Annotated in this window: 20 protein-coding genes; 12 read left to right on the top strand and 8 right to left on the bottom strand. The window is 62.4% G+C overall.

Features of this window, described 5'->3' with window-relative positions; genetic code table 11:
• Positions 1 to 55: 55 nt before the first annotated feature.
• A complete protein-coding gene (locus M0639_RS04915) occupies positions 56 to 1,444 on the top strand; it encodes a sensor histidine kinase (RefSeq protein WP_058039172.1) in 1,389 nt (462 codons plus the stop codon).
• A gap of 3 nt (positions 1,445 to 1,447) precedes the next feature.
• On the opposite strand, the gene M0639_RS04910 is transcribed toward M0639_RS04915, so the two are convergent.
• Positions 1,448 to 2,122, bottom strand: coding sequence for a response regulator transcription factor (locus M0639_RS04910; RefSeq protein WP_037132434.1), 675 nt, complete (start codon positions 2,120 to 2,122; stop codon positions 1,448 to 1,450).
• 117 nt (positions 2,123 to 2,239) lie between these two features.
• Here M0639_RS04910 and M0639_RS04905 point away from each other — a divergent pair, with 117 nt between their 5' ends.
• Positions 2,240 to 3,073 carry a phosphatase PAP2 family protein gene (locus tag M0639_RS04905; protein ID WP_207624134.1) on the top strand — a complete coding sequence of 278 codons (834 nt, stop codon included), beginning with the start codon at positions 2,240 to 2,242 and terminating at the stop codon, positions 3,071 to 3,073.
• On the opposite strand, the gene M0639_RS04900 is transcribed toward M0639_RS04905, so the two are convergent.
• The gene (locus M0639_RS04900; protein ID WP_231915000.1) at positions 3,009 to 4,091 is read right to left on the bottom strand and encodes an ABC transporter substrate-binding protein; all 1,083 of its coding nucleotides are present in this window, start codon (positions 4,089 to 4,091) and stop codon (positions 3,009 to 3,011) included. The genes M0639_RS04905 and M0639_RS04900 overlap by 65 nt on opposite strands.
• Before the next feature lie 42 nt (positions 4,092 to 4,133).
• Here M0639_RS04900 and M0639_RS04895 point away from each other — a divergent pair, with 42 nt between their 5' ends.
• Positions 4,134 to 4,646 (top strand): MarR family winged helix-turn-helix transcriptional regulator, encoded by a 513-nt coding sequence (locus M0639_RS04895; protein ID WP_231914999.1) that lies wholly within the window; start codon positions 4,134 to 4,136, stop codon positions 4,644 to 4,646.
• 74 nt (positions 4,647 to 4,720) lie between these two features.
• On the opposite strand, the gene M0639_RS04890 is transcribed toward M0639_RS04895, so the two are convergent.
• Both M0639_RS04890 and purD read right to left on the bottom strand, forming a co-directional pair.
• The gene (locus M0639_RS04890; protein WP_039973389.1) at positions 4,721 to 6,379 is read right to left on the bottom strand and encodes a GMC oxidoreductase; all 1,659 of its coding nucleotides are present in this window, start codon (positions 6,377 to 6,379) and stop codon (positions 4,721 to 4,723) included.
• A 152-nt stretch (positions 6,380 to 6,531) separates the two neighbouring features.
• Complete coding sequence (purD, locus tag M0639_RS04885) at positions 6,532 to 7,788, bottom strand: phosphoribosylamine--glycine ligase (RefSeq protein ID WP_064074145.1); 1,257 nt, start codon at positions 7,786 to 7,788, stop codon at positions 6,532 to 6,534.
• A 171-nt stretch (positions 7,789 to 7,959) separates the two neighbouring features.
• Here purD and M0639_RS04880 point away from each other — a divergent pair, with 171 nt between their 5' ends.
• From M0639_RS04880 to M0639_RS04855, 6 genes are all read left to right on the top strand, one after another.
• Positions 7,960 to 9,582 carry an ABC transporter substrate-binding protein gene (locus M0639_RS04880; protein ID WP_058039175.1) on the top strand — a complete coding sequence of 541 codons (1,623 nt, stop codon included), beginning with the start codon at positions 7,960 to 7,962 and terminating at the stop codon, positions 9,580 to 9,582.
• Positions 9,579 to 10,613: an ABC transporter permease gene (locus tag M0639_RS04875; RefSeq protein ID WP_007734398.1), complete on the top strand. Its 1,035-nt coding sequence runs from the start codon at positions 9,579 to 9,581 to the stop codon at positions 10,611 to 10,613. Before M0639_RS04880 ends, M0639_RS04875 begins: the two co-directional genes overlap by 4 nt.
• Positions 10,606 to 11,427 (top strand): ABC transporter permease, encoded by an 822-nt coding sequence (locus tag M0639_RS04870; RefSeq protein WP_058039176.1) that lies wholly within the window; start codon positions 10,606 to 10,608, stop codon positions 11,425 to 11,427. The genes M0639_RS04875 and M0639_RS04870 overlap by 8 nt, the downstream gene beginning before the upstream one ends.
• Positions 11,424 to 12,341, top strand: coding sequence for an oligopeptide/dipeptide ABC transporter ATP-binding protein (locus M0639_RS04865; RefSeq protein ID WP_058039177.1), 918 nt, complete (start codon positions 11,424 to 11,426; stop codon positions 12,339 to 12,341). Before M0639_RS04870 ends, M0639_RS04865 begins: the two co-directional genes overlap by 4 nt.
• A 1-nt stretch (position 12,342) precedes the next feature.
• Positions 12,343 to 12,990: an ABC transporter ATP-binding protein gene (locus M0639_RS04860; RefSeq protein WP_003945821.1), complete on the top strand. Its 648-nt coding sequence runs from the start codon at positions 12,343 to 12,345 to the stop codon at positions 12,988 to 12,990.
• Between the two features lie 70 nt (positions 12,991 to 13,060).
• Positions 13,061 to 14,365 (top strand): HNH endonuclease signature motif containing protein, encoded by a 1,305-nt coding sequence (locus M0639_RS04855; RefSeq protein ID WP_064074146.1) that lies wholly within the window; start codon positions 13,061 to 13,063, stop codon positions 14,363 to 14,365.
• Between the two features lie 85 nt (positions 14,366 to 14,450).
• Here the strand turns inward: M0639_RS04855 and M0639_RS04850 are convergent, their stop codons facing one another.
• Both M0639_RS04850 and M0639_RS04845 read right to left on the bottom strand, forming a co-directional pair.
• The gene (locus M0639_RS04850) at positions 14,451 to 16,595 is read right to left on the bottom strand and encodes an ArnT family glycosyltransferase (RefSeq protein ID WP_064074147.1); all 2,145 of its coding nucleotides are present in this window, start codon (positions 16,593 to 16,595) and stop codon (positions 14,451 to 14,453) included.
• Positions 16,592 to 17,833 carry a bifunctional glycosyltransferase family 2/GtrA family protein gene (locus tag M0639_RS04845; RefSeq protein ID WP_007734387.1) on the bottom strand — a complete coding sequence of 414 codons (1,242 nt, stop codon included), beginning with the start codon at positions 17,831 to 17,833 and terminating at the stop codon, positions 16,592 to 16,594. The genes M0639_RS04850 and M0639_RS04845 overlap by 4 nt, the downstream gene beginning before the upstream one ends.
• A gap of 87 nt (positions 17,834 to 17,920) precedes the next feature.
• Here M0639_RS04845 and M0639_RS04840 point away from each other — a divergent pair, with 87 nt between their 5' ends.
• The 3 genes from M0639_RS04840 (at position 17,921) to M0639_RS04830 (ending at position 20,276) form a co-directional block, all read left to right on the top strand.
• The gene (locus M0639_RS04840) at positions 17,921 to 18,349 is read left to right on the top strand and encodes an HIT family protein (protein WP_064074148.1); all 429 of its coding nucleotides are present in this window, start codon (positions 17,921 to 17,923) and stop codon (positions 18,347 to 18,349) included.
• A gap of 238 nt (positions 18,350 to 18,587) precedes the next feature.
• Positions 18,588 to 19,223, top strand: a complete 636-nt coding sequence (locus M0639_RS04835) for a ScbR family autoregulator-binding transcription factor (RefSeq protein ID WP_064074149.1) — start codon at positions 18,588 to 18,590, stop codon at positions 19,221 to 19,223.
• Between the two features lie 156 nt (positions 19,224 to 19,379).
• Positions 19,380 to 20,276 (top strand): serine hydrolase, encoded by an 897-nt coding sequence (locus tag M0639_RS04830; RefSeq protein ID WP_007734380.1) that lies wholly within the window; start codon positions 19,380 to 19,382, stop codon positions 20,274 to 20,276.
• Between the two features lie 71 nt (positions 20,277 to 20,347).
• On the opposite strand, the gene M0639_RS04825 is transcribed toward M0639_RS04830, so the two are convergent.
• The gene (locus tag M0639_RS04825) at positions 20,348 to 21,967 is read right to left on the bottom strand and encodes a PucR family transcriptional regulator (protein ID WP_003945928.1); all 1,620 of its coding nucleotides are present in this window, start codon (positions 21,965 to 21,967) and stop codon (positions 20,348 to 20,350) included.
• 47 nt (positions 21,968 to 22,014) lie between these two features.
• Positions 22,015 to 23,094: an o-succinylbenzoate synthase gene (gene menC / locus M0639_RS04820; RefSeq protein ID WP_064074150.1), complete on the bottom strand. Its 1,080-nt coding sequence runs from the start codon at positions 23,092 to 23,094 to the stop codon at positions 22,015 to 22,017.
• Between the last annotated feature and the right edge of the window lie 4 nt (positions 23,095 to 23,098).

Raw genomic sequence — 23,098 nt, 5'->3', positions numbered from 1 at the left:
AAGGGAAGCTGAGAACGTTCGCCGCGATTGCGCCGGAGAGTACAGACTGGACGTCATGGAGCATCTTGCCTCGTCGATTCTGCACCCGTCCCGGTGGAGCGTGCGCGCGCGGTCGACCGTGGCTTCGACACTCGTGATCGCCTTCTGCCTGGTGATCGCCGGGCTTGCACTGGTTTTCGTGCTGGCAAACTCCCTGCATCTGTCCGCGCTGAACAGCTCCGACGCTCGCGCCACGCAATTGGTCCAGCAGCTCAACGGAAAAAACCCGGCCGATCTCGACCCTTCGCTTCTGTCCACAGACAGTCAGATCGGAATCGTGCAGATCGTCGACGCCGATCACCGAATAGTCGCCCAATCACCTGGAACCGACAGCGACCTCCTGTCCGAACGTTTTCTCGGCCCTGACGAGTCGGACGCTCTCGGAAGGGTCAAGAAGTCCGACGACGAGGACTACTGGCTGATCGGGCGAGGCGCTCAGACGGCGACCGGACCAGTCACCGTCTTCGTCGGCGCCGACCGCGAACCGGTTGAAACCGTGGTGACGACCGTTGCCGTTCTGCTGGCCATCGTCGGACCTCTGGTCCTGGGGCTGGCAGCGTTTGCCACCTACCGCCTCGTCGGTTCGGCCCTCGCTCCCGTCGAACGCATCCGCGCTCGGGTAGCATCGATTTCGAGTGGGCGTCAAGGTGAACGAGTGCCTGTCCCGTCAGGGAACGACGAGATAGCCCGACTGGCAACAACAATGAACGACATGCTGGCGCGCCTCGACGAAGGTGCGCTGGCCCAGCAACGATTTGTCAGCGATGCCTCACACGAGTTACGCAGTCCGCTGTCCACGATCACGACGGCCCTCGAACTGGCACACCGACGCCCGGATCTCCTCGACAACGCGCTGATCGAAGACGCACTACTTCCCGAGGCGCGCCGGATGCGGCAGTTGATCGAAGACCTGTTGATTCTCGCGCGCTCTGACGAAAGCGAACTCGAAAAGTTCGGCATCGTCGTCGACGTCGACCTCGATGACATCTTGTTCGCCGAGCAGAAAAGGATCGACGGTATCTCCGCAGTTACGGTCGCCGCTGCCGTGGCTCCGGTTCGGGTCTCCGGAGACCCGAGAGCATTGACGCGGATGGTGCGAAACCTCGTGGACAATGCAGTGCGGCATGCGGAGACCCTCGTGTATCTCGAGTGCTCCGAAGCCGGAAACGAAGCCCACATAGTGATCGAGGACGACGGGCCCGGAATCCCTGCAGCAGAACGCGAACGAATCTTCGGACGCTTCGTCCGCCTGGACCAGCCGCGGTCGAGGCAGGGAGGCGGGTCCGGACTTGGACTCGCCATCGCGTCGGAAATAGTTGCGGCGCACCACGGAACCATTTCCGTCAGCGAGAGGGCGGGCGGTGGAAGTCGATTCGAGGTGACGATTCCGGTACCGAACGACTGACGATCAGGCAGTGCCGACAAAGCGGTACCCGACGCCTCGGACCGTTTCGATGCTCTGAGTTCCGAACGGGAGGTCGAGCTTCTTACGAAGGTAACCGATATACACCTCGACGATGTTCTCGTCACCTTCGTAGTTGGTGTCCCAGACAGAGCGAACGATCTCGGTCTTCGTGACCACCACACCATTGTTGCGCATCAAGAATTCGAGAACGCTGTACTCCCTTGGCGTCAGGGTCAATTCGATTCCCGCTCTGCTCACCTGATGTTTGGCCGGGTCGAGGGACAGGTCTCCAACGGAGAGTATCGCCGGACGTTGTGGAGCGCCGCGACGCACCAGTGCGCGCAGCCGAGCGAGAAGCACGACAAACGAGAATGGCTTGACCAGGTAGTCGTCGGCGCCGAGATCGAATGCATCAGCCAGGTCGTATTCGCCGTCCTTTGCCGAGAGCATGAGGATCGGCGTCCAGATCTCCCGGGCGCGTAGATCCCGCACGATGTCGTACCCGTGTTTGCCCGGCAACATGATGTCGAGAACGATCACGTCGAATTCGTCACTGCACGCAGTCGCGAATCCGTCGTCACCGTTGAGTTCGACGGCGGTCACGAATCCCTCGGCCACCAATCCCCGCCGGATCGTCTCGGCCAGGCGCACTTCGTCTTCGACCACCAGTACTCGCACCACCGGCCCCGTTTCGTCGCCACGCAGTTGTTCGGATGCACCCAGTAGAGCAGACGGTAGACCCAGAGCCGAGTTCCGTTCAGCGTTTCTTCAGCTTCGGCTCGTCACACTGCATTCATGCCTGCAACTGTGTCGACCGTGCGAAACGTGGTCACCGAAGTCCTGACCGAGAGCACCACCGCAGAGATCGCGGTCGCCGCAATCGTGGTGGCCGCAGCTCTGTTCGCGTTCGGTTCGATCTACCGAGCTTCCGGCGTTCGGTCTACAGCCCTTCGCACGTGCGGACTCGTGCTTGCACTGGTGACGCTGTCGATCCAGGTGTATGGAAGCGGGTGGTTGACGAGCTTCGACGGGCCGGTGACCGACTGGATGGTCGATCATCGGAGCGGCGCCCTGAACCAGATCGCGGTCGCCGTCACAGATCTCGGTAGCCCGGTCGCCACCGCGCTACTCGGGATCACCTGCGGAGTGCTCATCTCATGGCGTGCGCGTTCGGTCGTTCCGGGCTTGATCGTGATCGGAACCGTTGGCGGGGCGGCGGTCGCCAGCACGGTAATCAAAGCGCTCGTCGGTCGCGAACGTCCGCCGACCAACATCCAGGTTCTTCTCGAGACCGGCCACTCGTTCCCCTCCGGTCACGTGACGGGCACAGCAGCGCTGTTCGGCATTGCCGTTCTCGTTGTGAGCGTCGACCGAACACCGGCCGTCAAACGCCTTCTGATGCTCCTCGCCGTGACGGTCACCGTCGTCGTCGCGCTGACTCGCCTCTACTTGGGTGCGCACTGGCTCACCGACGTCATCGCCGGAGCCATTCTCGCGACGCTTGCAGTCACGGTGGGTGGAGCCCTCTTCCGATTCGTCGGCACTCACAACCAAGCTGAATCGACTACTGCTGCAATGCGCTCTGCAGAACCTTCAGCACTTCACGAGCCGCAGTCGGCCCGGTATTGAGGTAAAAGACGTCATCGTCAACAGCGACGGCGTGGTTGGCGACCACACCACGTAACTGCGCCCACAACGGCGCGTTCGTCAATGTCGCCGGGTCCCCGCCCTGCACGCCGTAGAAGATCCAGTCGGCGTCCGCCACGTTCAACTCTTCTTCACTGATGTCTCGGGAAGTGTCGTCGAACTGCTGCGACTGCGGACGGGTCAAGCCGGCATCCTCGGCGATACTGCCGGTGAACGAAGGAATACCGAAGATGCGCAGACGATTTCCGTTCTGGCGCGTGAACGACACCGTCGGCGGCGACGAGAGGGAAGCACCGAGGGCCGCGGCATCGGTATTGAAGGTATCCAGCAGTACCGTCGCCTGCTGCGTCTTACCTACCCCGTCGGCAACCAGCAGGAAGTCCTGCTTCCAGTAGACGCCGGTTCCCTGTGTTGCCACCGTGGGTGCGATGGCAGAAAGCTGGTCGTACAGCGAATCAGCGTCCTTTCCTGCAACATTCATCAAGATCAGGTCAGGATCGAGCGTGACGATCGCTTCGAAATTCGGTGTGAAGCGTCCACCTGCGTCAACGACATCACTTAGCTGAGTACGGAATTCGGGGTATGCAGACAACAAGTACGGAGGCACCAGGTCCGCACCGTCACCACGCGTCGAACCTGCGGGCACGACACCGAGCGACAGGAGAGCATCTGCTTGCCCGGTCGAGATGACGACAACCTTTTCGGGCTGCGATTCGATCGTGGTGTCCCCTTTGAAGTGTGAGACGGTACGAGGGAACTCGCCGTCCGACTTTCCGCTCCCCATTCCAACCAGGACTTCTCGCGGAGCGACAAACGCAGAGTCCGCCGGAGCCGACGCACTGATCTCGGCATCTGTGGGCGACGCGTCCTCGCTCGAGCAGCCACTGAGAGCTGCCACCAATGTCAGTGCGCCGATCAGCATTACACTGCGTGACTTCTTTCGAAAATTCATGATCGTGTCCCGTACGTCGTGAAGCATGACAGCTTCATCTTCCGTCATGGTTAGGTGACCCTACCCTTTGAAGAACTGTAAACTATATCTGTGTCAGATACAGTTCCAGGGCGTGGATCACACGAGGTCGATCGCTACTCCGATCGCGTGCCCACCGCGGAAGAAGCATCGAGATCACTCATCGCTGCGGCGTTCGAATTGCGTCGAGCGCTGCGGGAATACATGGATACGTCGGGTACCGACGCGACTCTGCCAGAGGCACAATCCGAAGTACTTCACGATGTCGCACACCATCCGGGCACTCGCATCGGGGCCGTGGCCGATCGCCTCTCCAGACGCCCGAACACCGTCAGCACGCTGGTGCGCACACTCTCCGACAAAGACCTGATCGAACGGCGACCCGATCCCACGGACGGCCGAGTGAGCACACTTTTCGTGAAGGACGAGCGAAGCGCACGACGGGACCGTCGATCCGAACTACGCATCGGTGTCCTCGCCGAAGAATTGGCGTCCCTCGACGAGGGCGACCTCGACACATTGACCACTGCCGTCGGTATCCTCGACCGAGTCAATCGATCATTGCGAGATCACGCACCGCGGTGACACTCCGGGACATACAGAAGCGGTGCGGTGCAGCACCTGCCGCACCGCACCGCACCTGCTGACGAGTTACCGCCCTAGTTCATGTCGTTCGCAATGATGTTCTCGATATTCCGTTCGGCCAGAGCGGTGATGGTGACGAACGGATTGACTCCCACATTGCCCGGTACGAGGGATCCGTCCATGACGTACAGACCCGGGTACTCCGGCAGACGACCGTAGCCGTCGGTCGCCTTGCCGAGCACACAACCGCCGAGGGGGTGGTACGTCAACTGATCGCCCCACGTCTGCGTCGGGCCGAAGAGGTCGGTCCGGTAGATCGTGCCTTCCTTCTTGTTGATCTTGTCGAAGAGCTTCTTCGCCATGTCGATCGACGGCTGGTTCTGCGAGCGCTGCCAGTTCAATCCGACTTTGCCTGTTGCCGAGTTGAATTGGAACTGAGCACGTTGCGGATTCTTGGCAATCGCCAAGTACAGGCTGACCCACAGTTCGGTACCGGCCGGGAAGGGTGCGATTTCCGCAAAGACGGGAGCGGATGTGTCGGCCCAGTTGTCGATACCCATCACGGGGATCGCGGACTGCTTCGCACCGGTGGCGTCCCACATGTGATTGGCGCGGCCCACCATCACGTTGCCGTTGTGACCCCATTCCTGTCCAACTGCACCCGGCAAATTCGCCAGCTGCCCTTGCGCTTTCATCGCGACCAGGAGCTTGCTGGTCCCGATACTGCCGGCCGCGAAGAAGACCTTGTCCGCCGTCACTGTCTTGGTGCCGACGGTATTGCCCTGCTCGTTGATCTGGTTCATCACCACTTGATAGCCACCGCCGGTCGCGGCCGGGGCAACCGAGGTCACGACGTGCAGAGCTGAAATGGTGAGCTTGCCGGTGGCGGATGCCGCAGCGAGGTACGTCTTGTCCAGAGATTTCTTTCCGGCATTGTTGCCGTAGATGACCTCACTGACCAGAGCAGACTTGGTGACCTGGCCGGCAGCTTCCTGCTTCATGTAGTTGAAGTCGTAGACATTCGGCACGAACGTTGTTGTGTAACCGGATCTCTCAGCGGTCTTTCGCCCCGTCCGCGCGAACTTGTAGTACTCGGTCGATTCGAACCAGGCCGGGTCGATGTTGTTGACTCCGAGCGCAGCGTTCGCGCGCGGGAAATACGTCGAGTACATCTCGTTGGAATCGACACCGGGCAGGATCTCTTCGAAGTAGTTACGCTTGGGTGTGACGGCCATACCGCCGTTGACCAGCGACCCACCGCCGACCCCTCGGCCCTGGTAGACCTTGATCCCGCCGAAGTCCTCGGCGTCGAGAACACCGACGTAGCGGCTGATGTTCTTGTCCACCGAGCCGCCGGAGAAGTGTGAAACCGGTTGAACTGTACGGTCTCTGAGCCAGAAGGACCGACCGTCGGGCGAGAGCATCGGGCAGAAGATCTTGCCGTCGGACCCTGGTGTGGTCCACGACTTCCCCATCTCGACCATGTGCGTGTCGATACCGGCCTGTGTCAGGCGAAGTGCCGCAACGGCACCGCCGTATCCACTGCCGATCACGAGCGCGGGGACACGGTCACCGTCGTTCAATGCTCGTCTGGGCGCAGCGGCCGCCGTGGTCCACGAGGACGAGAGTGCGGCGGCCCCCACAGCTAATCCTGTTGCTGCCAAGAAGTTTCTACGCGAGAGCGTGGAATTGGTACGTGCGTGCCGTTCGTTGGATCCAGCGCGAATGCTCAAGTGTGCCCTTCTCTTTCCGTGACCCCCGCGCTGAGATATACCGGGAGAAACCGAACGAGAAGTCCATACTCGTGGGTAACTTCGAGGAACCGTTGATTTTCCATGAAAAGGGCCGATGAACAGAAAGTTCACCGGCCCTCCGAAAGAACGAGTCAGGGAATTGAGATGCGACCTTCGACGGCGCCGAGCCCGATGTCCTTGCGGAAATGACCGCCGGGAAGCTTGACGTCGGCGATCTTTGCGTAGGCGTCGTCGCGAGCTTCGGTCAGATCCTTGCCCACTCCGACAACACTCAGCACACGCCCGCCGGCCGAGACGACGGCACCGTCTTCACGCTTCTTGGTACCGGCGTGCAGGACTCCGTCGGCGTCGGCTCCGGTGATCACGTCGCCGGTGCGTGGGGTTGACGGGTAGTTCTCCGCGGCAATCACGACCGTGACAGCGGAACCGTCGCGCCACTGCAACGGACCGACCGAATCGAGTGTTCCGGTCGAGGCCGCATTGAGTAGACCGCCCAGCGGCGTTTCGAGGAGAGCAAGCACGGCCTGAGTTTCGGGGTCACCGAACCGGCAGTTGAATTCGACGACGGCCGGGCCGTCGACACCGATCGCCAGACCGGCGTAGAGAAGGCCGGAGAAACTGCTACCGCGCGCGACCAACTCGGCAGCGACAGGCTTGACGACGTCGTCGACGATCTGCATGACCATCTCGTCGGGCAGCCACGGCAATGGGGTGTACGCGCCCATGCCGCCGGTGTTGGGTCCGGAGTCTCCGTCGCCTACTCGCTTGTGGTCCTGAGCCGGGAGCAGCGGGATCACGGTGTCGCCGTCGACGAGGCAGAAGAGCGAAACTTCCGGACCGTCGAGGAAGGACTCGAGGAGAACCGGGTGTCCGGTCTCGAGCAGTTCTGCGGCATGATCGCGCGCGGCGAGACGATCCGTCGTGACGACTACGCCCTTACCCGCGGCCAGTCCGTCGTCCTTGACCACCCAGTTGGGACCGAAGCGGTCGAGTGCTTCGTCGAGCTTGGCCGGATTGTCGACGATCTCGCTGTGAGCGGTCTTGACGCCGGCGACAGCCATCACGTCCTTGGCGAAAGCCTTCGATCCCTCGATGCGGGCGGCGTCGGCCGAAGGCCCGAAGCAGGCGATACCTGCTGCGCGCACCGCGTCTGCGACACCGAGGACCAGCGGAACCTCGGGTCCGATGACGACGAGGTCGGCTTCGACCTTCTGGGCCAGCGCGGTAACCGCGTCACCCGAAGCGACGTCGATGGGGTGCTGCTCGGCGATTTTTGCGATCCCGGCATTGCCAGGCGCGCAGATCAGGGCCGTGACACCTGGATCGCGAGCAAGAGAGAGAAGGAGGGCATGTTCACGGGCTCCGGAGCCGATTACTAGTACGCGCACGGTGAACAGACTACGGCCTGCGATAACAGGGCTCTCGGAGTGCCACTGGCGGGGCCAAGGTCCCAGCGTTCGGCCTTTGTGCGAAATATCCGTTTCGAGATGAGATCATATGAATACCTGAATAGGTGAACAGATGTTTTCGTACACCTGTCCACCAAGGAAAGGACACCCGTGAAACTCCACAAACCAGGCGTTCTGACGCTCACCGCAACCGCCGCAATCGGCGCACTTCTGATCACGTCGTGCAGTAGCCCGACTGGCACCGACTCCTCGGGCAACAACGACGGCCTGGTCTTGGCCGACGGCTACGAGCTGGGCGGCTACAACCCGGTCGCAGGCTTCGGCGCTGCCGGTGAGGCCAAGATGTACGACGGCCTCGTCCGGCTCACCGGAGGGACCGGCATGCCGGGATTCGAGCCGTCTCTGGCCGCGGAGATGCCCACTGCCAATGCCGACGCGACAGTCTGGACGGTCAAGCTACGTGACGGCGTCACCTTCTCCGACGGGTCGACCTTCGACGCCGACGACGTGGTTGCCACGTACAAGGCGATCCTCGATCCGGCTTCCGCCTCCGAAGCGCGGTCGTCGTACGACATGATCAGCGACGTCGTGGCCGTCGACGACAGCACAGTCGAGTTTCGTCTCGCCTACTCGTATGCGCCCCTGCTGACGAAGATGCTGATCGGCATGGTCCCGTCGGAATCCCTCGCGACACCCGGACTGGCCGCCGAATCGCCGTTGAACACCGCACCTGTCGGTACGGGTCCGTACACACTCGTCGATCTCTCACCGGATCGAGCGGTCTTCGAGGCGAACGAGAACTACTGGGACGGTGCACCGGAGATCAAGAAGCTCACTCTCCTCTACGTTCCGGACGACAACACCCGCGCCCAACGTATGGTATCCGGCGAGATCGACGGAACCAATCTCCCTCCACTGCTTGCCAATACGTTCTCGGGCAAAGACAACATGTCGGTGACTGCCCATCAGTCAGCGGACTGGCGCGGTCTCTCACTTCCGACGAACAATCCCGTGGCAGGCGACAAAGCCGTACGGATGGCGCTCAACCTCGCCGCCGATCGCCAGTCGATGATCGACAACGTCCTGGGCGGACACGGCCGCGTCGCCGCCACCCCGATCCCCGAGGTCTACGGCGATTCGTACAACCCGAACGCAACCTTCGCCTACGACCCGGCCGAGGCCGAGCGAATTCTCACCGAAGCGGGCTGGATCGAAGGTTCCGACGGAATCCGTTCGAAAGACGGTCAGCGGGCGCAGTTCACGATCATGTACAACTCCGTCGACACCGTTCGACGTGATCTCGCTCAGGCATTTGCCTCCGATGCTCTCGCTGTCGGCATCGAGGTGGATCTCGAAGCGCTCTCCTGGGACCGCATAGACCCTCGAATCAACCAGGATTCGACGCTTCTCGGTGGTGGAGACGAACCTTTCGATCCAGACACGCAGGCGTACGACGCGCTGAACTCGAAGTACATAGCGCCCGGGGTCGGCAGCATCTACGACAACGCCAGCGACTACTCCAATCCAGCAGTCGACGCAGGCTTGGAAGTAGGACGCCGCAGCCTGGATCAGGCAACGCGTGACGCCGCGTATCGCGACGTGCAGCAGGCGTACGTCGAGGATCCCGGATTTGTCATCCTCGTATTCCTCGACCATACGTACGTTTCGAAGGATTCCGACTGGCAGATGTCCGGACCTGTACTCGAGCCACACTCACACGGTGTGACCTGGGGCCCGTGGTGGTCACTGCAGACGTGGGCCAGAGGGCAATGACAGCGGTCGACGTTCGGGTAGACGCGAGGCAATCGCTCGACCACCGTGGCAACTCCCGCCGAAAGGCCATCCTCACGATGGTCGGTCGGCGGGCGTTGTTCATCGTGCCGGTGATCGCCGTGGTGTCCGCGGGACTCTTTGCCGCCGCCGCGATCTCACCGTTCGATCCACTTGTCGGCTACCTGGGCACGCGATACATGACGACCAGCGACGCGGACAAAGCGTTGATCGCCGATCAGATGGGTTTCGACAACCCCTGGTACAGCACGTACTGGAATTGGCTCCAGGGCGTGTTCACCGGTGATCTCGGGATCTCCAGATCGTTCAATCAGCCTGTTTCCCAAGTTATCTCCGAGCGTCTGCCATGGACCCTGCTGCTGGTCGGTATCTCACTCCTCATCGCGATTCTCGCCTCGCTGACACTCGGTGTTCTCGCCGGAATCCGCAGTGGAGGATTCTTGGACAAGACCGTGTCCGGGCTGAGCGTCGTGGTCCAAGGACTTCCGCCGTTTGTCTTGTCGCTGGGTGCCATCGCGCTCTTCGCGTTGACTCTCGGCTGGCTCCCGGTCGCCGGGTTGACCGACGGGGGTGCCGATCCCACACCGGGACAGGTGATCCGGCACTTGGTCCTACCGGTGACGGTCCTCTCCATCTCGCAGATGCCGTGGCTCCTACTCGCGGTCCGAGAATCCGTCGTGGGTTCGAAAAGTGAGGGATTTGTCGCGGGCGCCGTAGCACGCGGAATCCCGACGCCGACCATCACGAAACGCCACATACTGCCGACCTCACTGGCGCCTTTCGTGAACATCGTCGGCGTGCGACTGCCCGAGCTGATAGTCGGGGCAGTGCTGGTGGAAGAGGTCTTCAGTTGGCCAGGGATCGCCGGCGCCATCGTCTCGTCAGCCCGTGACCTCGACATGGCACTGCTCGCGTTCCTCACCGTCGGTACGACATTGACGGTCATGCTCGGCTCACTGATTGCCGACGTCCTCGTTGCAGTACTCGACCCGAGAGTGAGTACCGATGGCTGAACGACGCTTCAAGATCGCCGTCGGCGTGCTGATCCTCGTGGCGCTGTACGCGGCGTTGGTCCCATGGTTGGCCGACGTCGACGACCGAGTCACAGACTTCTCGGCGGCTCGCCTGGCTCCGTCGTTCGATCACCCGTTCGGAACTGACTCGGCGGGCCGAGATCTATTCGTGCGCATAGCTGCAGGCATCAGAACCTCACTTCTGATCGCACTCGCCTGCGCGCTGCTCGCCACGGTGATCGGCGTCGCCGTTGGCACTACGGCCGGACTGGTCGGCGGCTGGGTGGACAGGTTCGTCATGCGCGGCACCGATGCCGTCAACGCACTCCCCCACCTGTTGCTCGGCATCGTCATCGTCGCGATGTTCCGTGGAAGCATTGCCGCCATCGTGCTTTCGATCGCACTGACCCACTGGACCCAAGTGGCCCGGATCATCCGCTCCGAGATCTTGAGTCTGCGCGACCGTCCCTACATCGACGCCGCCATTCTCGCGGGAGCCAGTCGACGTCACGTGATCATGCGCCACCTCGTGCCGGCGACGGCGCCACAGGCTTTGATCGCAGTCGTTCTCCTGCTGCCCCACGCCGTCTGGCACGAATCGACGTTGTCCTTCCTGGGATTCGGCCTTCCCCCGCACAAGCCCAGTCTCGGGACGCTTCTCGAAGAGGCACGCGGTTCTCTGCTCCTCGGCGGTTGGTGGACGCTGGTATTCCCCGCCGCAGTTCTCGTGATCGCCACCGTCGCAGTTGCCGTCGCCGGTTCGGCCCTGCGGTCGATGCTCACGCCCCCTCGACCTTCGGAGTTGCGACTGTGAACCACGGCCTGCGCATCGAATCTCTCACCGTCAGGATCCCTCTACTCGGAGGATCGGTAGTTCACGCTGCGAGCGACATCGACCTCGACGTTCAAGCTGGCACGGTGACCGCACTTGTCGGGGAATCGGGGTGTGGCAAGTCGATCATCGCCACCTCGGTCATGAACATGTTGCCGCCGAATGCTTCTCGAACCGGAACGGTCACCGTCGGAACACCGGACCTCGAGATCGACGTCTTCTCCGGCGCCGCGTTCCGTGGGCGGCACGTGGCTCTCGTTCCACAATCCGCCGCAACACATCTCACCCCCGTCCGCACTGCGCGATCGCAGCTACAGGAGACGATCGACGCACTCGGCAGCGATCACACTTGCGATGCCTTGGCACTTCGCGTCGGACTCGAACCGTCGGCCCTGGACTGCTACCCGCACGAACTGTCGGGCGGCATGGCGCAACGCGTGGCCATTGCCGGTGCGCTGGCCGGGAATCCGTCGGTGATCGTCGCAGACGAACCCACCGCCAACCTCGACCGCGAACTCACCGACCACGTCATGGGATTACTTCGAGAGTGCGCGGACGCCGGAGCGGCGGTCCTGCTCATCACCCATGACCTGGCATCCCTCACCCGCAGCGGTGTCGCTGATCGACTTGCCGTCATGTACGCATCACGCATCATGGAGACCGGTCCGGCCGCGCTGGTGTTCAAAGATCCGCTTCACGATTACACCCGAGACCTTCTCGGCGCCTTACCTTCCAGAGGTTTGACTCCCATGCCGGGATCGCCACCGCAACTCACCGATCTCCCCAAGGAGTGCGTCTATCACCTACGACGCCCGGAGTCGAAACAATCCGGTGGCCCGACCGAACTCGTCACATTGGGTGACCGCACGTACCGAACGCTGCGGAAGGTGGGCTGACATGAGTCTGCAAGCTCTGGGAATCACCAGCGGTTACCGTCGCAACCGGCCAGTTCTCGAGAACGTCTCGCTCGAGATTCCGTCGGGAAAGCTGATCGGCCTGACCGGGCCTTCGGGCACCGGAAAATCAACACTTGCAAGGATTCTCGCTTCGCTGGATGCACCGTGGTCAGGCGAAGTGCGGATCGACGGATCACCCGTTGTGGGTACCAAATTCTCGGTACCCGCGGCACTACGCGGCACGGTGTCCATGCTGTTTCAGTCACCTCGCGCATCGACCGACCCTCGGCAGACGCTCGCCTCGATCATCGGCCAACCCGGTGACATTGCCAGTAGGTCAATCGATGTGGCCGCGCTGGCAGCAGAAGTGGGCCTCACTCCCGATCTCTTGTCGCGCAGACCACACCAGGTGAGCGACGGCCAACTACAGCGCGCCTGCCTGGCGAGATCGCTGGCGCAACAACCGAAATACCTCATCTGTGACGAGGCGACGGCGATGCTCGACGCCGCCACGACGGCAGCGCTCATTCGGTTGATCGAGAGTCGCGCCGCCGAAACCGGCGTCGGTGTATTACTCATCAGCCATGATCGCGAATTACTCGGCGCCTGCTGCGACGTGGTCCACGACCTCGACAGTATCAGCGCTTAGCCCCTGCGAAATCGACCCTTGACCCGAACGTATGTTCGAGTATGATTTGGGCAGGGGATCGGGGGATTCAATGAGTGTCTTGTTGTCGGACGTGGTGTCTGGTTCTGCGGTGGGGTTACGCGGACGCCTGTGGCAGTTGTCTGCTTCTGAGTTGCGTACCGCTGCTGTCGAGGCGAGTGCGGAGATTCTGCGTCTCGAGGCTCTGCGGGTGGCGGTGGTGGACGGTTTGTCGTTGCGTTCCGATGATCAGGTGATTGCCAGCCGCGGAGTGGGTGCGTGGTTGGCGGCCAACACGATGCTGCAGGTTCGGGACGGGAAGAAGATCGCCGCGTTGGGTGCGGCGTTGCGGCCGTTTCCGGCGGTGGCGGCTCGGTTCGATGGTGGGGATTGCTCCTTCGATCATGCCGTGTTGATCGTGGCGTTCTGCGAGTCACCGCCGAAAGGCATGCCGGAGGAGGCATTACCGAAGTGCATCGATTTGTTGTTGGCTGCTGCGTCGGGTGTGGAGGCGACGACGACGAAAGTGCGGAACGTGATCGCGACCCTGGAGCGGTTGTTCGAATCGGATGAGATCCCGCCCGCCGAGGATGTCGATCTCAATGAGTTGCGGATCGCGTCGACATTGAACGGTCGGGTGGTGGTGCGCGGCGATTTCGACGCCCTGACCGGGGAAATGCTGCTGTCGGCGTTGTCGAATCTGACGATGCCCACCCCGGCACCCGATGGAACCCCGGATGCTCGGTCGACGGCGAAGCGCACGGCGGACGGGTTCACCGAACTGATCCGCCGCTATCTCGATTGCGCCAAGACCGGAATCGATGGTGGTCAGCGTCCGCACGTGAATGTGCACATCGCTGCTCGGGATCTGGCGGAGCATCGGGACTGCGCCGCAACACCCTCCATGGCTGATGGTGGAGTGGCTGTGTCTGATCTTGATGTCGGGCACATGCCCTGGCTGGGCCCGCTGTCCGTATCGCAGACCAGGCTTCTCGGGTGTGATTGTTTCCTCTCCACCGTTCTGCTCGACGATCACGGCGCGCCGCTCGATGCGAAACCAGGGAAGAGGTTGGTCACCGCCGAACAACGGACTGCGTTGATTGCCCGCGACAGAGGCTGCGCGTTCCCCGGCTGCACGTGCGTACCCGCCTGGACGGATGCGCACCATATCCGGCACTGGGCGAACGGTGGCCCGACGGTGATGAACAACCTGGTGCTGCTGTGCCGTTCACATCATCGGTTGATGCACCGAAAAGCCGGGTTCGTCGGGAAATGGGTGATCCGAATCGGTGTCGACAACAAACCGTGGTTCATCCCGCCACCCTCGATCGACCCGCAGCAGCACCCGCGGCCGGCGAACACCACCTTCAAAACCTGAGGACGAACCTCAGGCATACAACTTCACGCCAGGTCCGCATCGGAGGAAGCACCTCCGATGCGGACCTGGCGTGCGTTCCTGTTGGTCAGCCTGCAACCGTCAAGTCGTAGAGGGTTACTCCGTCCACCGTTGTGGCGGTGAAGTTTTCGGTCACCCACGTCGAGATGGCGGTAGCGGTGCCTTCGGCGTTCATACCGCCACCCATCCCACCGCCGGCGATGAAGAAGTGAATCTTGCCCTCTGCCACGTACTGCTGGAACTGCGCGAGCGTCGGCGACGGATCGCTCCCGTTGAACCCTCCGATAGCCATGACCGGTGACTGCGTCGCAAGCTGATATCCCGATGCGCTGTTGGACCCGATTGCCGCGGCTACCCAAGTGAACTGGTCGGAGTTCTCTTCGAGAGTGGACACAACAGCGGCTCCCGGCGTGCTGCCCTGCAGTAGACCACCGGCACCGCCTCCCATTGCGCCTCGCGTCCCGTCGGTGGTCGGCGTGGTACCGCCCGGAACTGTTGCACCACCGGGCATCTGACCCATTCCTACAGGGGGCGTGCCCGGCATTCCGGTCCCAGCCCCGTCAGTCCGACGGTTACCGCCATCAGCCGTGCCACCGAATCCACCGAAGCCTCCGCGGCCACCGCCGGGCCCGCCCATTCCACCTTCGACGCTCGGTCCGGCCGAAACTATGGAACCGGTATGCGGAGTGTTGATCGTGTCGATCGCGTATGCAGTCGGACCTGCCAGACCGGTGAAGATCGCTGCGAGAATCACTCCCACAGCCAATCGACCTCGCGTCACTGCCGGCATCAGCACTGCCACGGCGCTGACGATGCCGACCACCAGAATGGTCCAGCGAAGCCACGGTACGAACGAAGGCGAGCGTCCGAGCAGTACCCACGCCATCGCGACGGTTGCGGCCAAGGACACCGCCAGAATGATGCGAACCCAGAGGACGTCACGATGACGCCACGCCACTACCGATCCTGAACCGATCAGCGCGGCGATCGCCGGCGCAAGCGCAACGGTGTAGTAGGCGTGGAAGATTCCCGCCATGAAACTGAAGGTCAGTCCGGTCACCAACAGCCACAGTCCCCAGACGATGAATGACGCGCGCTGTGTATCAGCGCGGGGTGCCCTGCCTCGCAGCACGATTCCAGCCACCAGAAGTATCAGCGCAGCAGGAATCAACCAGGCGATCTGTCCGCCCTGGGCCGATTCGAACAGTCGGGTAATACCGGTACTCCCCCACATACCACCGCCGGCCGCACCACCTGGTGCCATACCTCCCCCGGCCATACCACCCGCGGCCTCGCCCATACCTGGGAAACCGCCCGCAGCAGCGCCGGCCGCGGCATCACCAGCACCGCGCATTCCGCCGCCGACGCTTCCGGTCTCGTTGCCGCTCAAGCGCCCGAGCCCGTTGTAGCCGAGCGTCAGTTCGAGAATCGAATTGTTCTGTGAACCACCGATCCACGGACGCGAGTCGGCCGGCCACAGTTCGACGATTGCCAACCACCATCCGGCGGAGACGATCAGTCCGCCCAGTGCCGCGAACAGTTGGAGTACGCGCTTACCCAGTTTCGGCGGTCCGGCGATCAGATAGGTGAGCGCCAGCGGTGGAACTACCAGCATGACCTGTAATTGCTTTGTCAGGAAACCGAATCCGCAGAAGATACCGACCAACACGAGCCAGCGGGTGCGGCCGTCCTGCACGGCGCGCATCATCGCCCACACTGCTGCGATCATCAGGAGCACCAGCAGAGCATCCGGGTTGTTGAACCGGAACATCAGCGCCGCTACGGGTGTGAGCGCAAGTACCAGGCCCGCGAGGAGGCCGGCGGCCGCACCGAAATACCGTCGAACCGTTCCCCACAACAGTGCAACCGATCCGACCCCGAGGAGTGCCTGCGGCACCAACATCGCCCAGGAATTGAGTCCGAAGATGCGAACCGACAGCGACATCAACCACAGGGACATGGGCGGCTTGTCGACGGTGATCGAGTTTGCAGCGTCCGAGGAGCCGAAGAAGAAAGCCTTCCACGACACCGAACCTGCCTGTACCGCAGCGGCATAGAACGAGTTGGCCCATCCGGACGCGCCCAGGCCCCAGATGTAGGCAACTCCGGTGCCCACTAACAACACTCCCAGCGCCCACGGTTCCCAGCGCACCTGACGTTGCGGTTCCGGCGCTGGCAGCGGCGCGGCGAGTGTCTCTGCAGTGGCGGTCATCGATTGGCTCCTACGGATTGTGCGGTGCGAAACACCCAGCGCAGTGCGATGAATCGACTGACTGTGGCAACAAGATTGGCGATGACGAGTACGGCAAGCTCCACGTGCTTGGAAGCATCGGGCGCCATGACGTCGAGCACGAACAATGATCCGCTGGTGAGCAGTAGACCGAACCCGAACACGAGCAGTCCCTGCATCTGGTGACGAGCGGATCCTTCCGACCCTCGGATCCCGAAGGTGAAGGCCCGGTTGGCGGCGGTGTTGAATACCGCGGTCACCAGCAATGCGACGGCGTTGGCCCACTGCGCACCCATGATCGAGTGCAGAGCGAGGTAGAGCAGCGCGTACGCGAGCGTCGAAATGACTCCCACCACGGCAAAGCGTGAGAGCTGCCCGACCATTCCTCGTGGAACTCCGGGAACCAACGGTTCACGTCCGAAACTTGCCCTGAGCTCGGCCAATGGAAGGGAACCGGTAGACAGTGCTCGCCCGACACGGACCACACCTTTGAGGTCGGCAACTGCCGTGGCAATGATGTCCACCCGACTGTCCGGGTCGTCCACCCAGTCGACAGGGACCTCGTGAATCCGCATGCCCGCTCGCTCGGCCAGCACCAGCAATTCGGTATCGAAGAACCACCCGGTGTCCTCCACCAGCGGAAGTAGTTGCCGTGCAACATCGACGCGCATGGCTTTGAATCCGCACTGGGCGTCGGAGAAGCGAGCATGCAGTGCGCTTCGGAGGATGAGGTTGTAGCTACGTGAGATGAACTCACGCTTGGGGCCGCGCACCACGCGGGACGATCGTGCCAGCCGGGAACCGATGGCGATGTCCGAGTGTCCGGAGAGCAACGGAGCAATCAACGGCATCAGGGCGTTGAGGTCGGTCGAGAGGTCGACGTCCATGTACGCGACCACGTCGGCATCGGAGTCGCTCCATACCTGCCGCAGTGCTCGACCACGACCCTTCGCATCCAGGTGGACGACCCGGACGTCGTCGAATTCTTCGGCGAGGGAACGTGCGAGTGCCAACGTGCCGTCGACACTGGCGTTGTCCGCGATGGTAATTCGTGCAGAGAATGGCACCTGCGTGCGTAAATGCCGGCGCAGGCGCCGCACGCACGTCTCGAGGCCTGCCTCTTCGTTGTATACCGGGACGACCACGTCCAGCACTACAGTCGTCGCGGAGACCTCCTCTGCGTCCGTGCTGCCCGCGGTCTGCATGGCTTCTGTCGTCATGCGTCCTAGATTTGTCGGGCCGGCTCCGACGAACCTGCGTCCAGCCTGGGAGTTTCCTGGCAACCGGACGCGGGCTAATCTCGGGGTATGCCTTCAGTCTTCAGTGCCATCATCAACGGGGATCTACCAGGACGTTTCGTGTGGGAGGACGAGGACGTCGTCGCGTTCTTGACCATCGCGCCGGTAACGCAGGGCCACGTGCTTGTGGTTCCGCGAGCCGAGGTCGATCAGTGGCAGGACGTGGATCCTGAACTCTTTGCCAAGGTCACCGCTGTTGCCCGCAACCTCGGCCAAGCCGTGCGGAAGGCGTTCGACGCGCCTCGGGCGGGTCTCCTCATCGCAGGTCTGGAAGTTCCGCATCTTCACGTTCATGTTTTCCCCGCATACGACATGGGGAACTTCGACATCAGTGGCGCCGACACCTCGCCGTCACCCGAATCTCTCGACGAGGCACAGACCAAACTCAAGTCGGCGCTACGCGACCTCGGCTTCGAGGCAACTGTCTCGACTCGTTGATCGCATACCTTCGACCGAATTTCGCTGGCCGATAACTGGACTCCCCGCCGCAGCCTCCAACGGAGGTTGCGGCGGTCGCATTTGTCGCTCCTACCGACCGTGACCTGCGATTGCACACCGAACAGTCCGTTTCGCGCTGTCGCGCGAGCACGAGATTCGCTGCTACCGTGGGTCGCTGGTCCGGGACCTAGGGCCCTAAAACTGGTTCACGTGTTAACAGTCGGAGGACAAGGGAGCAATGCAGGAACGTGCCAAGATCAGTCGCCGACAGATTCTTCAAGGTGCTGCTGATCGGTTCGAAGTCACGGGGTACGGCAGCACGAGCATGAATGACATCGTGTCCGCGGCGCAGATGACCAAGGGCGCGGTCTATTTTCACTTCTCGTCCAAAGACGAACTGGCTCAGGCGGTGATCGAAGAACAGCACCAGATCTCGATCAGTGCCTTCACCGCAGTTGCAGCCACAGGCGCACCGGCACTGGAACAGCTCGTCATGGTGTGCCACGAGATGGGCCGCCAACTCGTCGCAGAACCTATTGTTCGTGCGGGAATCCGACTTACCCTCGAGTTGGCCTCTGCCGACGGTTCGCAAGGCCCGTACGTCGCGTGGATCCGCGAGCTTCGAAAACTGGCCGAGGCCGCGAAGCTCGAAGGCGACATCCGCGACGATGTGGAGCCGGAATCGGTGGGTCGCGTAGTGATCTCGGCATTCACCGGCGTTCAACTGGTTTCGAACGTGCTCACCAGACGAAGCGATTTGAACGACCGTATCGACGAATTGTTCACCCTCCTGTTGGCAGGCGTGGTCTCCGACAAGCGACGCAGCGACGTCGCCGAACTGGTCGGATGTCGCCTCGAAACTTATGCGTCCTGATCCGGAGAACACCCCGACGCCCGGATGATTCGGCGTATCAGCACCGAACCGTGCGCCAACCTTCGTCGATTCGTACAAGACCCCCCGTCGTCGACTCACTATCGTCAGATCCACGAATAACCCAGATACATGGATACCGACGAAAGGGCTTCTCGAATGACCGAAACCGCCACGTACGTTGAGAGCGCACAGCAGGAGATCGCTGCTGTACTCGCCGAAGCGAAGACCGATGCCTACGTCCACGCACGCGACATCGATTCCGGCGAAGAGTTCGGCTACGGCGCGGACGAAGGTGTCATCCTCGCCTCCGTTTTCAAGATTCCTGTTGTGCTTCAGTACGCCCGTGAAGTAGCGGCAGGCACCCTTGATCCGACCGAGCACGCCACGGTGACCGCCGAGTTCCGCTCCGGCGGCATCGGTATCGGCGGCTGCGCCGACGACGTGACTGCAAGCTGGCGAGACCTCGCTCTGCTCATGATGAGCTTCAGCGACAACGCCGCCACGGATTTCTTGTACGAGCGTCTCGGACTCGACAACATCGTCGCAACGCTGCGCGGGCTCGGTTTGGAGAAGACCAACTTGGTCCGTGACTGCCGAGGCCTCTTCAAGACGGTCTACGACGACCTCGGCGTCGACAAGGGCACCTTGCTGGAAATGCCCCCCATCGAAATTCTTCGGACAATTTCCGTCATGGATCCCGCCCGCTCCAATTCCAGTACTCCTCGTGAGATCACAATGTTGCTGGCTGCAATCTGGAGGGATGAAGCCGGCCCCGCATCGGCTTGTGAAGAGGTCCGAACCATCATGAGCAAGCAGGTCTGGCCGCACCGCCTTTCGTCCGGTTTCCCCGACGAGGTCACTGTCGCCGCCAAGACCGGAACGCTGGGACTGGTACGAAACGAAGCCGGCGTCGTGGCGTACCCGGACGGCAAGCGTTACGCCGTCGGTGTCTTCACCAAGTCCCACGAGCTCACCCACCGCGCCCCGAAGATCGACGCCTCCATCGGAACCGTCGGCCGCATCGCTGTCGAAGCACTTCGCAACAACAGCTGATCCGAACCCACTGACAAAGAATGCGGGTCGCGCTGAGAAATCAGTGCGACCCGCATTTTTCGGCTTTCGAGCTAGCGTGGACCGCGCAGACGAAGATGCACCATCAACCGGAAGCGGACGTTGGGGTCGTCGAGATCCAACGCGGCCATACCCTTCAACTTGCTGAGACGATACCGAAAGGTGTTGGGGTGCACGTGCAATGACGCCGCGGCGTCACCGACATCACCGAACGCGTTGAGCCACGCATCGAGAGTGTCGACGAACGAGGTCGCATGAGCGGCGTCGTGGCTGGCGATCGCCTCGATCGGTCCGAGGTCCGAGAACCCTTCGGCTGCAGCTTCCGACGCGATCTCCAACAGGATGGCATCGACGTGGACGCTACTGAAGGTGGCGACGCTGCCCGACGCTCGTCCCGCCAACAACACTTCGAGGGCATGTTCGGCGTCGCGCTTCGATCGGCTCAGCTGCGCCGGTCTGGTCACGACCCGGCCGATCCCGATGATCGTGTCGCCGGACGCTCCGGTGCGGTCCAGGAAGTCCGAGGCCACACGGAACGCCTGCAACTCGGCTTCGGCCGGGGAATGCCCTCGTACAGACAGCACCGCGTAGCCGGTTCCGTTGACCAAGGCTGCCGCCGACTGCGAGTGGACGGCGCCGAGGTGCATGGCCAGAGCGTCGGTCAGTCGCACCACGTGGGCGGCATCGTCCGGCTTCGACGATCCCTCGAAAGACCTACGACCCAAAGCCATCACGAGTGCGGGGCCGGTCCCGAGACCGAGGCGATTCATCGCGTCGACCGCACCTGACCCACCGTCGAGAAGGGTTGCGATCAGGTCTGCGCGCAGTCGGCGCTCGGCGTCGGCACCGCCGCGCAACCGCAACATCTGCAGCGCGATCAACCCGGCAGAATCGCGCAGAGCACGCATCCGGTCGTCGGACATCGGCTCACCGGTTGCCACCCACATGGAGCCGAGGAACTCGTCGCCGGCTCTGATGGACACGGCGATACGACCCATTTTGGTACCGAGGGTCTCGGCCGAGACCCACACCGGATCGTCGCTGCGATAGAGCCGGTCGAAGACCCCGGCCTCTTCGAGCACTCGAATGTACTGGTCAGGAACTTGCCGCTCCAGAACGGTCGCGATACGTGGACCGTCTCCTTCTTCCTGGCGGCCGGAGAAGGCGATGACCCGTGAGCTGCGGTCCTCGATCGTGATCGGCGCATCGAGAAGTGCGCTGACAGCGTTGGCGAAGGCGAACAGATCGCCGGCCGGGCCGCCTCCGCGTGAGTGGATGTGCCCGACTTCGTTTCGGGCCGAGAGCACCGAATGAAGCAGGCTTGTCAGCTGAACCCACGAGACGCCACGCGCCAAGGCCAACAGCACGACGCCCGAGGCGATGACGGATTCGCGGTCCGCATCGCTGACCTCGGTGGTCACTCGCGCGACCACCACGCGTACTCCGCGCTCGGCCAGGCCGGCCACGGACTCGGCGATACGTTCGCCTCCGGTGACGCCGACGAGCAGCACCATGGAGTCCGGTGTCGAGGGTGAGTCGTCGTCGGGGTCGTGAATGACCACCGAGGCGATCTCCTGGACCGCCTCCGGGTCGCCGACAACCGGATTCAGCACCGTAGTTCCCACGTCTTCGAGAAGCCGCACCAAACTGATGCGAGGTCGTACGGTGCCCACGTCTATCACTCCTTCGTCCGGTGAACGAAGTGTGTCATAGTGATTCGTCAAAGCCGATCCATGCCGATCCATTCGACCGACGTGGTAATTGCTTCGAGCAGGTCGGGGATCGGTTCGACGCCGATACCCGGTCCTTCCGGAACCTTCACGTAACCGTTGTCGAGTACGAACGGCTCGGTGATGTCTTCGGCGAAGTACCGGTCGGAAGCCGATGTATCGCCTGGTAGGACAAATCCGGGGAGCGCGGCAAGCGCGACGTTGGCGGCCCTGCCGATTCCGGTCTCGAGCATTCCGCCGCACCACACGGCAATTCCGTTGGCCTTGCAGACGTCGTGGATACGACGCGATTCCAGATAACCGCCCACACGTCCCGGTTTGATGTTCACCACGCTGCACGCACCGATTGCCAGCGCGTCGGCGGTGACCTTCGCGGAGGTGATCGACTCGTCGAGGCAGACCGGCGTCCGCATCATCTCGGCCAGCCTGGCGTGGCCGCGCAGTTCCTCTTCGGGAAGCGGCTGCTCGATCAGCAGGAGGTCGAAGTCGTCGAGCCGCTGGAGATGGCGGGCGTCAGCCAGGGTGTACGCGGTGTTCGCGTCGACCTGGAGGAGTACGTCGTCGCCGAACCTCTCGCGGACTGCGCGAACCGGCTCGATGTCCCAGCCCGGTTCGATCTTCAGTTTGATGCGCAGGTATCCGGCATCGAGGAACCCGCCTACCTCCTCTAGCAGCTCATCGATCGAATTCTTGATACCCACCGAGACACCCGCGGGTACGCGATCGACCACCGCGCCCAGGTACGAAGACATGCTCGTCCCGGCAGCCCGTAACTCGGCGTCGAGAAATGCGGTTTCCAGTGCCGCTTTGGCCATGGGGTGCCCGGCGAACTGTTCCATCGTCGCGCTCAGTGCGTGCACGTCGGGATCGGTGAGTTGACCCAGAGACGGAATCAGGAACTTACGAAGGACTTCGGCGGCGCCGTCCGTGTATTCGGAGCAGTAGCGAGGCTCGGACATCGCCACGCACTCGCCCCAGCCCTCCGACTCCGAGGTGACTACCTTGACGAACAACACGTCCTTGGTGGTCTCGGTGCCGAACGAGGTACGGAACGGCGCTTTCAACGGCATTGCC

This window comes from Rhodococcus qingshengii JCM 15477 (genome assembly GCF_023221595.1).
Lineage (GTDB): Bacteria > Actinomycetota > Actinomycetes > Mycobacteriales > Mycobacteriaceae > Rhodococcus_F > Rhodococcus_F qingshengii.
Note: the sequence above shows the minus strand (reverse complement) of the source record. Positions and strands in the feature narration are given on the sequence as shown.

Bases quoted from the DNA above. Each gene is read 5' to 3' on its own strand.
- M0639_RS04870 (WP_058039176.1), top strand. From the start codon at position 10,606: ATGGCTGAACGACGCTTCAAGATCGCCGTCGGCGTGCTGATCCTCGTG.
- M0639_RS04905 (WP_207624134.1), top strand. From the start codon at position 2,240: ATGCCTGCAACTGTGTCGACCGTGCGAAACGTGGTCACCGAAGTCCTG.
- M0639_RS04855 (WP_064074146.1), top strand. From the start codon at position 13,061: ATGAGTGTCTTGTTGTCGGACGTGGTGTCTGGTTCTGCGGTGGGGTTA.
- M0639_RS04860 (WP_003945821.1), top strand. From the start codon at position 12,343: ATGAGTCTGCAAGCTCTGGGAATCACCAGCGGTTACCGTCGCAACCGG.
- M0639_RS04875 (WP_007734398.1), top strand. From the start codon at position 9,579: ATGACAGCGGTCGACGTTCGGGTAGACGCGAGGCAATCGCTCGACCAC.
- M0639_RS04850 (WP_064074147.1), bottom strand. From the start codon at position 16,595: ATGACCGCCACTGCAGAGACACTCGCCGCGCCGCTGCCAGCGCCGGAA.
- M0639_RS04835 (WP_064074149.1), top strand. From the start codon at position 18,588: ATGCAGGAACGTGCCAAGATCAGTCGCCGACAGATTCTTCAAGGTGCT.
- M0639_RS04900 (WP_231915000.1), bottom strand. From the start codon at position 4,091: ATGACGGAAGATGAAGCTGTCATGCTTCACGACGTACGGGACACGATC.
- M0639_RS04915 (WP_058039172.1), top strand. From the start codon at position 56: ATGGAGCATCTTGCCTCGTCGATTCTGCACCCGTCCCGGTGGAGCGTG.
- M0639_RS04845 (WP_007734387.1), bottom strand. From the start codon at position 17,833: ATGACGACAGAAGCCATGCAGACCGCGGGCAGCACGGACGCAGAGGAG.
- menC (WP_064074150.1), bottom strand. From the start codon at position 23,094: ATGCCGTTGAAAGCGCCGTTCCGTACCTCGTTCGGCACCGAGACCACC.
- M0639_RS04830 (WP_007734380.1), top strand. From the start codon at position 19,380: ATGACCGAAACCGCCACGTACGTTGAGAGCGCACAGCAGGAGATCGCT.
- M0639_RS04840 (WP_064074148.1), top strand. From the start codon at position 17,921: ATGCCTTCAGTCTTCAGTGCCATCATCAACGGGGATCTACCAGGACGT.